Raw genomic sequence first — 13,337 nt, forward strand, 5'->3', positions numbered from 1 at the left:
CCGGCTTCGCCGCGGGCATCGAGCGCAAGCGGTTCCTGCTGGACCTGGAGCGCCCGCCGGTCCCGGCCGAGTCGACGCTGTTCTGAGAGGAGCGACCATCGCGGCGATCGAGCCCGGTCGACCCGTGCAGGCCGACGACCCGCGCGCCCGACCCGAGCACGCGAGCCGCCTCCGGCCCTCGGAGGCGCTGCGGCTGCACCGACCCGAGATCGCCGACGCCATCGCACGCCATCACGGCAGCGACGCCCACGTGGTCGGGTCGGTCGCGCGCGGCGACGACGACCTGGACTCCGACCTCGACCTCATGGTCACGTTCGCACCCGGGACCGACCTGTTCGACCTCATGGACCTGATCGACGAGCTCGAACGGATCACCGGCGTGCGCGTCGACATCCTTTCGAGCAGAGGTCGGGGAGCCGTCCTGGAGGCAGCACGCCGCGACGCCGTCCCGCTGTGACCTCAGCCCTCGGCCGAGCGGTGGGCCGAGGTCGCGAGGGGCCACCGACGCTCACCGAGGTTCCGAAGCTGAGTTCAGACCGGCACGGCCTTCGCCGGGGTGCGCGCAGCGACGAACTTCTCGACCTTGGGAGAGCGGACGAAGTCTTGCGGGACGACTCGCCCCTCGAGCTTGGCGGAGACCCGTGTCGAGCGCTCGGCGGAACGCCTCACCGCACTCTTGTCCACGACTTGGCGTTCCATCGCCTGCTCCTTCGAGCGCCAGGGCCGCCATGCTAAGCGGGCTCTCCGGATGCGGCTGGAGGGTGGCGGTCTCGTGGCGAACGACCGTGGCGCGTCTGTCGTCAGGATCGCCATCGCAGCCCGGCCTGGATCTGCCAACGCCGCGCCAAAGCACCCTTGGCGGGCTTGGACGTCACGTGCCACTGCCCGCGGCACTCCGGGCACGGGTGCACGGCGAGGGGCAAATGACCCTCCCCGTCCCCGACGAGCACGCCGGATGGCCGTGAGTGCGCGCCCCGCCGCGAGGGCAGACGGGTAGGAGATCTTGGTGCAGGTCGGCATGCGGACTCTTCCGATGAAGAGTGCGCGCCGAGCTCACATCTTGGTCCGCACGTGGGCAGCGCGTGATGCGCGCGGCGCCGTCTGAGGCTGATGCCGTTGGTGCGGCCAGCGTATGGGTCGCGACGTCGATGTGGGAGAGCGTCCGTGGTGGCAGTCGCTACCCCGTGACGGGGCGGACCCGCCCCGTCAGGTCGTCGGGTGCTGGTGGACCGTCTCCGGGAAGGTCGGTGACCAGCGCCGGTAGTCCTGGGCCAGCGTGACGTCCCCGCCGACCGCGGCGACGTCGGACCAGCGCACGAGGAACGTCCCGCGGTGCCGCCACCGCAGCCAGCGGGCCAGCAGGGCGGGGGAGCGCACGTCGGTGCGCTCGTACCCGAGGAACGAGGTGCCGGTGCGAGGGCTGACGAGCAGGCCGTGCACCCGCGGCGTCACGAGGATCCCGCCGTCGAGGGGGCCGTCGAGGACCAGGCGCACGTCGACGACGTACCCGAGCAGGTCGCCGGAGGCGGCGCGCACGGGGGCGTCGAGCAGGTCACTGAGGATCATGGCGACCTCCGGGGATGCGTCCGACGACGTGGTCGCGGACCCACCGCTCGACCCACAGGACGTCGAGGTCCTCGCCGCGGACGCCGAGGCGGACGGTCGTGCCGACGTCGGCGACGTTCCGCCACAGGATGCGGTGCAGCCGAGACGCCGGGGGGCGACCGCCGAAGAGACGGGTGCCGAGGACGGGACCGGACAGCAGGGCGGTGACGTAAGCGGGCGAGGCCCCGGAGGTGACGTCCCCCGAGCCGGAGGCGGTGCGGACCTCCAGGTCGTCGACGCACGCGACGGGCACGTCGTCGACGTCGAGGGTCTGCCGGTCGAGCAGGTGCAGGCGGGCGTCGAGCACGCGACCCGCGGGGGTGGGCTCGCGAGGGAGGTCCTCGTCGACGTCGTAGGGGAGCGCCGTGCGGCGCACGCGGGGGCTCATGATCCGGCTCCGGTGGCGATCATCAGGGGGATGGCCGCGAGCGACGCGGCGAGGATGACGACCAGGTAGACGAGCGCGAGGGCGTTCGTGACCCGGCCGTTGACGTGCTTGCCCATGTACTCGGGGTCGTTGGCGACGAGCAGGATCGGCAGGTAGGTGAGGGGCAGTGCGACGGCGGAGAAGACGACGGAGAACTCGGTGACCTTGATGGGGTCGACGCTCGTCATGAGGACGGCGACGGCGACGAGCAGGGCGATGATCATCGTGAGGTGGAACCGGGCGGCCTGCGCGGGGCGGCGGAACTTGCCCCACGACCAGCCGAGGTACTGGGCGAGCGTGTAGCCGGACGACAGCCCGGTCTCCAGGGCGGCGCCGAAGGTCGCGGCGACGATGCCGACGATGACGACGGCGAGCGCGAGCTTGCCGCCGGCGAGGGCGACGGGCAGCACGATCTGCGAGAGCGACGACACCTCGACGGACGCGGGGAGGAAGACGACGGCGGCGCACGCGGCGATCGCGACGGACAGGATGCCCCCGAGCGGGAAGCCGACGAGCACGTTGAGGCGGGACTGCGAGAGGTCCTTGACGGTCCACTTCTCCTCGCGGGCACCCGAGGAGAAGAAGAACACCTCGTAGGGCGTCATCGCGGCGCCGAACAGCGCGATCGCGTAGTACCAGTACACGGCGTGCCCCTCGTCGCCGGGCACGGTGGGCGACAGGGCCTGGTCGGCGAGCTCGGACCAGTCGGGCCCGAGCAGGAACAGCGCGACGGCGAACACGACGAGCGTGAGCCCGAGCAGGCCCGTGACGTTCTCCAGGATCGAGAACTTCGCGCGCCAGATGACGAGCCATACGGCGAGTCCTGCGACCGGGATCCACAGCCGCGGCTCGACCGAGGACGCGAGCTGCAGGGCGAGCGCGATGCCGCCGACCTCGGCGGTGAGGGTCAGCAGGTTGATGAGGAAGGACGCCACGAGGTTGGCGCCGGCGGTGCGGGGGCCGAGGCGCTCGCGGATGATCTCGAACGTCGCGCGGCCGGACACGGCGGCGACGCGGCCGGACATCTGGGCGAACAGGCAGATGCCGACGACGCCGACGACGACGACCCACGCGAGGTTCAGGCCGAACCGGGACCCGACGACGGCGTTCGTGACGAGGTCGCCGATGTCGAGGAAGCCCCCGATCGCGGTGAGGACGCCGAGGGCGACGCCGAGCAGGCGCTTCACGACCCGGCCTCCTGCAGGGTCGCGGTGAGGTCGTCGACGCGCGCACCGGCGTCCTCGAGGGCGGCGGTGACCTCGTCGACTGACCCGCCGGCGCCGGTGGCCCACGCCCGGGCGTCCGCGACGGCGGTCTGCGCCTCGCCGACCGCGGCGAGGGCGTCGGACTGCCAGGCGCTGCCGGGCCCCGGCGCCGGGACGAGCGTCGCGACCGCGTCCGACGCGTCCTGCAGGACGTGCACCTGGTCGAGCAGCGCGGTGTCGGTCACCGTGGTGCTGGTGCGGCCTTCGTCGAGCAGCGACGTCGCGAGCAGCGCGGTCTCGACGGCCGACGTGACCTGGGCGAGCGGGTCGGCGAGGGCCCGTGCGTCGTCCGCCGGGCCTTGCGTCGACCCGACCGCGCACCCGGCGGTCACCAGGAGCGGCAGCACCACGAGGAGCGCAGCGCGACGGCGCACGACCTGCATCGACGCATCGTCGCCCGCGGTGCTCCCGACCGCACGCGGAGCGGGCGCGGCGTCGTCGTGCGGCGCCTCCGGGCACCGGTCCCTCCGGATGCGGTGCCCGACCCGCGGTGTCAGCGTGGGGCGATGACGACCCCCGACGACACCCCCACCACCCCGGACGACGGCACGCTGCCCCCGGACGACACGAGCACCCCCACGGCCCGATCGGTCGAGGGCGAGGCTCCCGACCCCGACGCGGACCCCGGCATGCTCAACCCCCGCACGGGTGCGGAGGCGTCCGGCGAGGAGGGCACGGGCTACGACGACCCGGACGCCGACCCGGCGAACCTCAACCCGCGGGACGGCTGACCGTGCGGGCGCTCACGTGGCAGGCCCGCGAGAAGGTGTCGGTCGAGACGGTGGCCGACCCGACGATCCAGGAGCCGACGGATGCGGTCGTGCGCGTCACGTCGACCGCGATCTGCGGGTCGGACCTGCACCTGTACGGGTTCCTCGGGCCGTACCTGGAGCGCGGCGACATCCTCGGGCACGAGGCCATGGGCGTCGTCGAGGCCGTCGGGCCGGACGTGCACAACCTGCGCGTCGGCGACCGCGTCGTGGTGCCGTTCGGCATCGCGTGCGGCACGTGCTTCATGTGCCGCCGCGGCCTGCAGTCGCAGTGCGAGACGACGCAGGTGCAGGAGCAGGGCAAGGGAGCCGCGCTGTTCGGGTACACGTCGCTGTACGGGCGCGTGCCCGGCGGCCAGGCGGAGTACCTGCGCGTCCCGCAGGCCCACTACGGGCCGGTCGTCGTCCCGGACGACGGCGAGCCCGACGAGCGCTACCTGTACCTGTCCGACGTGCTGCCGACCGCGTGGCAGGCCGTCGAGTACGCGGACGTCCCCCCGGGCGGCAGCCTGCTGGTCGTGGGCCTCGGCCCGATCGGCCAGATGACGGCGCGCATCGCCCGGCACCGCGGCGCGTCGCGCGTCATCGGGCTGGACCTCGTCCCGGAGCGGCTCGCGATGGCACGCCGGCACGGCATCGAGACGATCGACGTCGGGACGACCGACGACGTCCTCGCGGCGGTCCGCGACCTGACCGAGGGGCGCGGCGCCGACGCCGCGGTCGACGCGGTGGGCATGGAGGCGCACGGGTCGTCGTTCGCGGCGGGCGCGCAGCGCGTCGCGGGCGTCCTGCCCGACGCCCTCGCACGGCCGTTCATGGAGAAGGCCGGGATCGACCGGCTCGCGGCGCTGCAGACCGCCATCGAGGGCGTGCGGCGCGGCGGGACGGTGTCGGTGTCCGGCGTGTACGGCGGGGCGGTCGACCCGTTCCCGCTCATGGACATCTTCGACCGGCAGCTGACGTTCCGGTTCGGGCAGGCGAACGTGCGGCGCTGGACGGACACGATCCTGCCGCTCGTGAGCGACCCGGCGGACCCGCTGGGCGTGCTCGACCTGCGCACGCACCGGCTGCCGCTCGAGGACGCGCCGGGCGCGTACGCGATGTTCCAGAAGAAGGAGGACGGGTGCGTGAAGGTCGTCCTGGACCCTGGCGGCACGTCGTGAGGCGCGCCGCGACGGGGGTCCGCGCATGAGGGTCGTGGTCGTCGGCGCGAGCGGCAACGCGGGGACGGCCCTGCTGCGCCGCCTGCGCGGCGACTCCACGGTCACCTCGGTCGTCGGGATCGCCCGCCGGACCCCGCGGACCACCCCGCCGCCGCCCTACGACGTCGCGTCGTGGGTGTCGGTCGACATCGGCGCGCGCGTGCCCGACGAGGACGTCGTCGCCGACCTCGCCCGGGCGTTCGCGGGGGCGGACGCGGTCGTGCACCTCGCGTGGGCGATCCAGCCGAGCCACGACCGACGTCGTCTGGCGGACGTCAACGTCACCGGCACGCGGCGGGTGCTCGACGCCGTGGTGCGCGCCGGTGTGCCGCACGTGGTGTGCGCGTCGTCGGTCGGCGCGTACTCGCCCGCGCCGGACGACGTCCCCCGGTCGGAGGGCTGGCCGACCGACGGCGTGCGCAGCTCGTCGTACAGCGTCGACAAGGCCGCGCAGGAGCGGCTGCTCGACGAGTACGAGGAGTCGCACCCGGACCTCGCCGTCGCGCGGCTGCGGCCCGCGCTGATCTTCCAGCGGGACGCGGGGCACGAGATCACGCGGCTGTTCCTCGGCCCGTTCGTGCCGGAGCGGGTGCTCGGCGGCAAGGTGCCGGTGCTGCCGTGGCCGGCCGGGGTGCGGCTGCAGGCCGTGCACGCCGACGACGTCGCCCAGGCGTACCGGGAGGCGGTCGTGCGGCAGGTGCGGGGGGCGTTCAACGTCGCGTCGCCGCAGGTCCTGCGCGGGGAGGACGTCGCGCGGGTCGTCGGCAGCGGCGAGGTGCGGGAGGTCCCGGTCGCGGTCGTGCGCGCCGCGCTGAGCACCGCGTGGCACTCGCGCGTCGTGCCGGTGGGCCCGGGGTGGCTCGACATGGCGGTGCACGCGCCGGTCCTCGACACCTCGCGCGCCGAGCGCGAGCTGGGCTGGCGTGCGACGTGGGACGGCCTCGACGCCGTCCGGGACGTCGTGGACGGCATCGTCGACGGTGCGGGCACCGCGAGCCCGCCGCTCCTGCCGCGGCGCCTGCCGAAGCGGCGGTGACGGTCCGGCGCCCCGCGCGGGCGGGTCGGGATCGCGATCGGGCAGGATCGAGGTCATGACGGCCGACACCCGCCCCGAACGGCACGTGTACGGGTCGCCCGACGCGCCCGTGACGATCCTCGAGTTCGGCGACCTCGAGTGCCCGTACTGCCGCGCCGCCGCGCCCGTGCTGCGGGAGGTCGTGGACGCCTCCGACGGCCTGGCCCGGCTGGTCTGGCGGCACTTCCCGCTGTTCGAGGTGCACCCCTACGCCCTCACCGCGGCGCTCGCGGCGGAGGCGGCGGCGACCGTCGGGCGGTTCTGGGACCTGCACGACGTCCTGCTCGCGCACCAGGACCACCTGGCCGAGCCCGACCTGCGCCGGTACGCGCGCGACCTCGGCATCGACCCGGCACTGGTCGCCGGACCGGCCGCGCAGGAGTTCGCGCCGTCCGTCGAGGCCGACTACCTCGCGGGCGTCGCGATGGGCGTGCGCGGGACGCCGACGATCCTGGTCGACGGGATCGTGCACCCCGGCAGGCCGCAGGTCGAGCCCCTGCTGACCGCGGTCCGCACCGCGGCGCGGGTCCGAGGCGTGGCGCGCTGAGCCGGTCCGTGTCCGGCACGATGGCCCGATGACGACCGACGCGCACCCGACCGACCCGCGGACCGCCCTCGTCCCGCGGACCGCCCTCGTCACGGGAGCCGGCCGGGGCATCGGCCGCGGCGTGGCGCTGGGTCTGGCCCGCGCGGGCTGGTCGGTGGCGCTGGTGGGCCGCACTCGCGCGCACCTGGACGACGTCGCGGCGCAGCTCGAGGCCCTCGGGGCCACGGCGACGGTCGCGGCGGGCGACCTGGTCGACGCGACCACGGTCGCGGACGTCGTCGCGCGGGTCGAGGCCGCCTTCGAGGACGTGGGCGGCATCGGGCTGCTGGTCAACAACGCGGGTGTCATCGAGCAGGCCGAGGTGCCGTTCGCCGACGACGACGTCGAGGACGCGTGGCGGGTCGTCGAGACCAACGTCCGCGGCCCGCTGCTCGTCACCCGCGCTGTCCTGCCGGGGATGCTCGCGCGCGGCGGCGGCCGGGTGCTCAACATGAACTCGGGCGCGGGCGTCAACGCGGGCGGTGCGTACACCGGGTACCACATCAGCAAGGGCGCGCTCGCGCGCCTCACGACGATGCTCGACGCGCAGTACCGCGACCAGGGGCTGCGGGTGCTCGACCTCGCGCCGGGCGTCGTCGCGACCGACATGACGGGCGCCATGCCGACGCACGAGCAGCGCACCGAGTGGACCCCCGTCGAGGACGTCGCGGAGCTCGTGCGCGCGTTCGGCGACGGCGAGCTCGACGACCTCAGCGGCCGGTTCGTGCGCGCGGGCGCGGACACCGGCGCGTCGCTGCGCGCGGCGACCGCAGAGATCCTCGCAACCGACGCGCGGCGCCTGCGGCTGTCGACGTTCGGGGCCGGCGACCCCCTGGCCTGAACGGTCGCGTGACCGGTCGCGCAGCCGCGTGACCTCGGTGAGGATCGTGCGATGGACCTGACGCCGCTGCGCCACGAGTACACGGTGCCGTGCCCGCCGGGCGCCGCCTTCGACCTGTGGGTCCAGGGGATCGGCCGGTGGTGGCACCCCGACTACTCGCCCGACCCGGACGGCTTCCGCGGCGCGACGATCGAGCCGTGGGTCGGCGGTCAGGTCCTCCTGGAGGACGCGCGGCTCGGCGCCGTGCCCTGGGGCACGGTCGTCGAGGTCGACGCGCCGCACCGCCTGGTGCACACGTCGGTCCTCGGGCAGGACCGCACGTCGCCGACGACGATCACGGTGACGTTCGAGCCGCTGCCCCACGACGGCACGCACGTCGTCTTCGAGCACGGCGGCTGGTCGGACGAGAACGCCGAGGCGCGCGCGAAGTTCACCGAGTGGCCGCGCATCCTCGACCGCTACGCGGCCCTCGCGGCCCAGGGCGGCTGACCCGGACTCACTCGGGGGCGCGCCACGGCAGCGGTGGCAGCGCGGGCGGCGGCCCGTCGGTCGCGGGGGAGCACAGCGGCAGCTTCTCGCCGAGCCAGCGCAGCAGGACCGACCCGGCGACGGCAGCGACGAGCGACCCCGCGAGGACGCCGATCTTCGCCTCCGACAGCAGCGCCGGGTCGTCGCCGAACGCGAGCTGCGCGATGAACAGCGAGATCGTGAACCCGATCCCCGCGAGCACCGCGCCGCCGAGCAGGTGCCCGTACCTGACGCGGCCGGGCAGGTCGCCGAGGCCCATCCGGATCGCGAGGGTCGCCGCGCCCGTGATGCCGATCGCGTTGCCGACGACGAGAGCGACCGCGACGCCGATCGTCACGCGGGACCGGGCGGCGTCGGCGAGGGTCTCGGCGTCGAGGACGACACCGGCGTTGGCCAGTCCGAACAGCGGCACGACGACGTACGCGGACCACGGGTGCAGGACGCGCTGCAGCCGGTCGCTCGTGGGCACGGCCGCCCGCGCGGCGAGCTCGGCGAGGTGCTCGCGCTCGGCGGTCGTGTCGTCGACGAGGTCGCCCGCGTAGCCGGGCACGGCCTCGACGTGCTCGCGCTGCGGCACGGCGGCGGGGACGAGCAGCCCGACGAGCACCCCGGCGAGCGTCGCGTGCACCCCCGACGCCTGCACGGCGAACCACAGCAGCACCCCGGCGACGACGTACGGGGCGAGCTGCCAGACCCGCAGCCAGCGCATGACGAGCATGCCGACGACGACCAGCGCGGCCAGCCCGAGCGCGGCCATGTCGACCTGGTCGGTGTAGAACACGGCCATCACGGTGATCGCGCCGATGTCGTCGACGATCGCGAGGGTCAGCAGGAACAGGCGCAGCCGGTCGGGGCAGGCCGGTCCGAACAGCGCGAGGATGCCGACGAGGAACGCGGTGTCGGTCGACATGACGACGCCCCACCCGTGCACCGCGTCGGTGCCGGCCGTGAACGCGACGTAGATGAGGACGGGCACGAGCAGCCCGCCGACCGCGCCCAGGGCGGGCACCGCGACGGTCCGCCGGTCGCGCAGCTCGCCGCTGGTCGCCTCGCGGGAGATCTCGAGCCCGACGACGGCGAAGAAGACCGCCATGGCAGCGTCGTTGACCCAGTGCGCGAGGTCGAGGTCGATGCCGAACGCGCCGACGTGGAAGCCTGCGGTCGTCTCCCACAGCGCCTCGTAGGAGTGCGACCACGGCGAGTTCGCCCAGACGAGCGCGAGCACGGTCGCGGCGAGCAGGACGACGGCGCTGCCGGCCTCGGTGGCGAGGAACCGGCGGACCGACGGGTTGAGGGCGGGGACCCGGACGCGCAGCGACGGACCGGGCGTGGTGGGCGTGGTGGGGGCGACCGTCACGGCCTCAACGTCGCAGGCGACGGGCCCCTCACGCAACGGCACCCGCGCCGTGCGCGCTACAGGTCGCGCTCGGGGTCGCCGCGGAGCTGCGCGACGTGGTCCGGCACGTAGGTCGACAGCTCGCGCGGCGGACGCTCGTACCCGCTGGACGCGGCGGGCCGGTCGGGCAGGTGGACCTCCTCGTGCGGCACGTCCTCGTACGGGATGGTCGACAGCAGGTGGGCCATCATGTTGAGCCGCGCGTGCTTCTTGACGTCCGACTCCACGATGTACCACGGGCTGGTCGGCACGTCGGTGTGGACGAGCATCTCGTCCTTCGCGCGCGAGTAGTCCTCCCACCGGCTGATGGACTCCAGGTCCATGGGGCTCAGCTTCCACTGCCGGACCGGGTCGTTGAGGCGTGAGCGGAACCGGCGCAGCTGCTCCTCGTCGGAGACGGAGAACCAGTACTTGCGCAGCAGGACACCGTCCTCGACGAGCATCTGCTCGAAGATCGGCGTCTGCCGCATGAAGCGCGAGTACTCCTGCGGCGTGCAGAACCCCATGACCCGCTCGACGCCCGCGCGGTTGTACCAGGACCGGTCGAACAGCACGATCTCGCCCGCGGCGGGCAGGTGCGAGACGTAGCGCTGGTAGTACCACTGGCCCTTCTCGCGCTCGGTCGGCGTCGGCAGGGCGGCGATGCGCACGATGCGGGGGGACAGGTATTCGGAGATCCGCTTGATGGTGCCGCCCTTGCCGGCCGCGTCGCGTCCCTCGAAGATCACGACCACCCGCGCGCCGGTGTGCCGGACCCACTGCTGGACCTTGACGAGCTCGGCCTGGAGGCGGAACAGCTCGGCCTCGTAGACGTCGTTGGAGATCTTGTCCTTCGCGCCCTTGCCCTGCTTGTCCTTCTTCGCCATGTCCGGACGCTACTGCGCACGGTGGTGTCGCGCGCTCCGTCCGCGCGGGTGACGCATCTGCGGGGCAGATCAGCCGATTATGCCGCATCTGCGGGGCTAGGATGCCTGCTCGTGACGCGATACCGGATCAGCGAGGCCGCCGAGCTGCTCGGCGTCAGCGACGACACCGTCCGCCGGTGGGTCGACGGGGGCGTGCTGGACGCCGCGCCCGACGACGCGGGCCGCGCGACCGTCGACGGCGCGGCCCTCGCCGCCGTCGCCGTCGAGCGGGCCCACGCGCCCGCCGACCCGACCGCGCGCGCCACCTCGGCGCGCAACCGGCTGCCCGGGATCGTCACGCGCGTCGTCACGGACACCGTGATGGCGCAGGTCGAGATGCAGTGCGGCCCGTTCCGCGTGGTGTCGCTCATGTCGAGCGAGGCCGTCCGCGAGCTCGGCCTCGAGGTCGGTGCCCACGCGGTCGCCGTGATGAAGGCGACGACCGTCGTCGTGGAGACGCCGGGCGGAAGTCGATGACGGGTCGCCGCCGGGGAATGCGCGCGGTCGTCGGGGTCGTCGTCGCGCTCGTCGCGCTCGCGGGGTGCTCGTCGGGCACGCCCGAGGCGGCGTCGACGTCCACCACCGCGGCGACCGAGGCTGCCGACGAGCTCACCGGCACCCTCACGATCTTCGCCGCGGCGTCGCTCACGGCAGCCTTCGACGAGCTCGCCGCGGAGCTCGAGTACGCGCACCCCGGTGTCGACGTCCGGGCGGTCACGTACGACGGGTCGTCGACGCTCGCGACGCAGCTCGTCGAGGGCGCGCGCGCCGACGTGTTCGCGTCGGCCGACGAGAAGAACATGGCGACGGTCGTCGACGCCGGCCTCGTCGACGGTGCACCGACCGTCTTCAGCACGAACTCGCTGCAGATCGCCGTCCCCGCGGGCAACCCGCAGGACGTCACGTCCCTCGCCGACCTCGCGACGCTCGCGTCGTCGGGCGGGCGGGTCGTGCTGTGCGCCGCGCAGGTGCCGTGCGGGGCCGCGTCGCAGAAGGTCCTCGCCGCGGCCGGGGTGACGCTCACGCCCGCGAGCGAGGAGCAGAACGTCACCGCGGTGCTCACCAAGGTCGCGGCAGGCGAGGCCGATGCCGGGCTGGTCTACCGCACGGACGTCCTCGTCGCCGGTGACGACGTCGAGGGCGTCGACGTCGACGAGGCGGCCGGTGCCGTCAACCGGTACCCCGTCGCGGTCCTCGGCCCGGACACGCGCGCGTCGGCGGACCCCGCCGTCGCGCAGGCGTTCGTCGACCTCGTGCTGTCCGACGCCGGGCAGAAGGTCCTCGCCGACCTGGGGTTCGTCGCACCGTGACGCCCGCACGCCCGGCGCGCGCCGCCCTCGTCGCCGTCACCGGGGCCGCACCGTGCGGCGGTGTCCGGACGGCCGGACGATGACGACGGCGCCGGTCGTGCGCGACTCCCGGACCTGGTCCGCCGACCGGCCCGGCGGGACGACGCCGCTCCTGCTGCGGCTGCCCGCCGCCCTCGCGCTCGGGCTGCTCGTCCTGCCGGTCGTCGCGCTCGTCGTCCGCGCCGACTGGCGCTCCCTGCCCGCCGACGTGACCTCGCCCGAGGCGCTCTCGGCGCTGTGGCTGTCGTTCGCCACGTCGAGCGTCTCCACCCTCGTCTGCCTGCTGCTCGGGGTGCCGCTCGCGGTGCTGCTCGCCCGCTCGCACGGGTGGACGGCCGACGTGCTGCGCGCCCTCGTCACGCTGCCCCTCGTGCTGCCCCCGACGGTCGGCGGCATCGCGCTGCTGTTCCTGCTCGGCCGTCGCGGGCTCGTCGGGCAGGCGCTCGACACCTGGTTCGGCGTCACCATCCCGTTCACGACGCTCGCGGTCGTCATCGCCCAGACGTTCGTCGCGATGCCGTTCCTCGTGCTCGGCGTCGAGGGGGCGCTGCGCACCGTCGGCACCCGCTACGAGACCGTCGCCGCGACCCTCGGGGCCGGACGGTGGACCGTCCTGCGGCGCGTGACGCTGCCGCTCGTCGCCCCCGGGCTGCTGAGCGGGACCGTCCTGTGCTTCGCCAGGGCCCTCGGCGAGTTCGGCGCGACCGCCCTGTTCGCGGGCAGCACCGCCGGGGTCACGCGGACCATGCCGCTCGCGATCTACGCCGCGTTCAACGGCGCGGGCGTCTCGCAGGGCACCGCCGTCGCGCTGTCGCTGCTGCTCGTCGTCACCGCCGTCGCGGTGCTGCTCGCCGCACGCGCGTGGCGCCCGGGACGGGCCGCGTGAGCGGGGCGCTCGTCGCCGACGTCCGGGTCCGGCGGGGCGCGTTCCGGCTCGACGTCGCGCTGCGCGCCGAGCCCGGCCAGGTCGTCGCGGTCCTCGGACCCAACGGCGCCGGCAAGTCGACGCTGCTCGACGTCCTCGCGGGGCTGCTCCTGCCCGACGACGGCACGGTCCGCACAGGAGAGCGCGTCCTCACCGACGTCGTGCCCGACGCCCCTCCCCCCTCGACCGGCGGGGAGCGCGCCGCCCCCCGCGGCCGCGTCGCCCCCGGTCGCCCCGTCGCCCCCCGCCGTCGCGTCGCCGTCCCGCCCGAGCACCGCTCCGTCGGCCTGCTCGGCCAGGACTCGCTCGTCTTCCCGCACCTCGTCGCGCGCGACAACGTCGCGTTCGCCGCCCGCGCCCGCGGCCTCGGCACCCGCGCCGCCCGCGCCGACGCCGACGCCTGGCTCGACCGGGTCGGGCTCGACGGCCTCGGCGACCGGCGGCCCTCGGCGCTGTCCGGCGG

At 74.6% G+C, this 13,337-nt stretch carries 18 protein-coding genes; 11 read left to right on the forward strand and 7 right to left on the reverse strand.

Annotated features, from left to right (window positions below):
• Positions 1 to 124: 124 nt before the first annotated feature.
• Entirely contained in the window at positions 125 to 457 is a 333-nt protein-coding gene (locus CBZ_RS00225; RefSeq protein WP_165446588.1) for a nucleotidyltransferase domain-containing protein, read from the forward strand.
• Positions 458 to 531: 74 nt separating this feature from the next.
• Here the strand turns inward: CBZ_RS00225 and CBZ_RS20650 are convergent, their stop codons facing one another.
• The 5 genes from CBZ_RS20650 to CBZ_RS00245 form a co-directional block, all read right to left on the reverse strand.
• The gene (locus CBZ_RS20650; protein ID WP_165446589.1) at positions 532 to 699 is read right to left on the reverse strand and encodes a hypothetical protein; all 168 of its coding nucleotides are present in this window, start codon (positions 697 to 699) and stop codon (positions 532 to 534) included.
• A gap of 507 nt (positions 700 to 1,206) precedes the next feature.
• Positions 1,207 to 1,566, reverse strand: a complete 360-nt coding sequence (locus CBZ_RS00230; RefSeq protein WP_130779617.1) for a PRC-barrel domain-containing protein — start codon at positions 1,564 to 1,566, stop codon at positions 1,207 to 1,209.
• Positions 1,553 to 1,993, reverse strand: a complete 441-nt coding sequence (locus tag CBZ_RS00235; protein ID WP_246012914.1) for a hypothetical protein — start codon at positions 1,991 to 1,993, stop codon at positions 1,553 to 1,555. Before CBZ_RS00235 ends, CBZ_RS00230 begins: the two co-directional genes overlap by 14 nt.
• Complete coding sequence (locus CBZ_RS00240) at positions 1,990 to 3,219, reverse strand: Nramp family divalent metal transporter (RefSeq protein WP_130779618.1); 1,230 nt, start codon at positions 3,217 to 3,219, stop codon at positions 1,990 to 1,992. Before CBZ_RS00240 ends, CBZ_RS00235 begins: the two co-directional genes overlap by 4 nt.
• Positions 3,216 to 3,680: a hypothetical protein gene (locus tag CBZ_RS00245; RefSeq protein WP_130779619.1), complete on the reverse strand. Its 465-nt coding sequence runs from the start codon at positions 3,678 to 3,680 to the stop codon at positions 3,216 to 3,218. The genes CBZ_RS00240 and CBZ_RS00245 overlap by 4 nt, the downstream gene beginning before the upstream one ends.
• 123 nt (positions 3,681 to 3,803) lie before the next feature.
• Here CBZ_RS00245 and CBZ_RS00250 point away from each other — a divergent pair, with 123 nt between their 5' ends.
• From CBZ_RS00250 to CBZ_RS00275, 6 genes are read left to right on the forward strand one after another with little or no spacing between them, the layout of a single operon-like run.
• Positions 3,804 to 4,028, forward strand: a complete 225-nt coding sequence (locus tag CBZ_RS00250) for a hypothetical protein (protein ID WP_130779620.1) — start codon at positions 3,804 to 3,806, stop codon at positions 4,026 to 4,028.
• A 2-nt stretch (positions 4,029 to 4,030) separates the two neighbouring features.
• Complete coding sequence (locus CBZ_RS00255; protein WP_130779621.1) at positions 4,031 to 5,230, forward strand: zinc-dependent alcohol dehydrogenase; 1,200 nt, start codon at positions 4,031 to 4,033, stop codon at positions 5,228 to 5,230.
• A 25-nt stretch (positions 5,231 to 5,255) separates the two neighbouring features.
• Positions 5,256 to 6,305: an NAD-dependent epimerase/dehydratase family protein gene (locus tag CBZ_RS00260; protein ID WP_130779622.1), complete on the forward strand. Its 1,050-nt coding sequence runs from the start codon at positions 5,256 to 5,258 to the stop codon at positions 6,303 to 6,305.
• A gap of 55 nt (positions 6,306 to 6,360) precedes the next feature.
• Entirely contained in the window at positions 6,361 to 6,891 is a 531-nt protein-coding gene (locus tag CBZ_RS00265; protein ID WP_130779623.1) for a DsbA family protein, read from the forward strand.
• Between the two features lie 28 nt (positions 6,892 to 6,919).
• A complete protein-coding gene (locus tag CBZ_RS00270; protein ID WP_130779624.1) occupies positions 6,920 to 7,771 on the forward strand; it encodes an SDR family NAD(P)-dependent oxidoreductase in 852 nt (283 codons plus the stop codon).
• 51 nt (positions 7,772 to 7,822) lie between these two features.
• A complete protein-coding gene (locus CBZ_RS00275; protein ID WP_130779625.1) occupies positions 7,823 to 8,260 on the forward strand; it encodes an SRPBCC domain-containing protein in 438 nt (145 codons plus the stop codon).
• Between the two features lie 7 nt (positions 8,261 to 8,267).
• Here CBZ_RS00275 and nhaA read toward each other — a convergent pair whose 3' ends face one another.
• Positions 8,268 to 9,656 carry a Na+/H+ antiporter NhaA gene (gene nhaA, locus CBZ_RS00280; RefSeq protein ID WP_130779626.1) on the reverse strand — a complete coding sequence of 463 codons (1,389 nt, stop codon included), beginning with the start codon at positions 9,654 to 9,656 and terminating at the stop codon, positions 8,268 to 8,270.
• A 56-nt stretch (positions 9,657 to 9,712) separates the two neighbouring features.
• The gene (gene ppk2 / locus CBZ_RS00285; protein ID WP_130779627.1) at positions 9,713 to 10,561 is read right to left on the reverse strand and encodes a polyphosphate kinase 2; all 849 of its coding nucleotides are present in this window, start codon (positions 10,559 to 10,561) and stop codon (positions 9,713 to 9,715) included.
• A 111-nt stretch (positions 10,562 to 10,672) separates the two neighbouring features.
• Here ppk2 and CBZ_RS00290 point away from each other — a divergent pair, with 111 nt between their 5' ends.
• The 4 genes from CBZ_RS00290 to CBZ_RS00305 all read left to right on the forward strand — a co-directional run.
• Positions 10,673 to 11,077: a TOBE domain-containing protein gene (locus tag CBZ_RS00290; protein ID WP_130779628.1), complete on the forward strand. Its 405-nt coding sequence runs from the start codon at positions 10,673 to 10,675 to the stop codon at positions 11,075 to 11,077.
• A gap of 17 nt (positions 11,078 to 11,094) precedes the next feature.
• Positions 11,095 to 11,910: a molybdate ABC transporter substrate-binding protein gene (modA, locus tag CBZ_RS00295; RefSeq protein ID WP_165446590.1), complete on the forward strand. Its 816-nt coding sequence runs from the start codon at positions 11,095 to 11,097 to the stop codon at positions 11,908 to 11,910.
• Positions 11,911 to 11,989: 79 nt separating this feature from the next.
• Positions 11,990 to 12,835 carry an ABC transporter permease gene (locus CBZ_RS00300; RefSeq protein ID WP_130779630.1) on the forward strand — a complete coding sequence of 282 codons (846 nt, stop codon included), beginning with the start codon at positions 11,990 to 11,992 and terminating at the stop codon, positions 12,833 to 12,835.
• On the forward strand, positions 12,832 to 13,337 hold a 506-nt coding region (locus CBZ_RS00305), incomplete at its 3' end, for an ATP-binding cassette domain-containing protein (protein WP_130779631.1). The genes CBZ_RS00300 and CBZ_RS00305, both read left to right, overlap by 4 nt.

The sequence above is a fragment of the Cellulomonas biazotea genome (assembly GCF_004306155.1).
Classification (GTDB): domain Bacteria; phylum Actinomycetota; class Actinomycetes; order Actinomycetales; family Cellulomonadaceae; genus Cellulomonas; species Cellulomonas biazotea.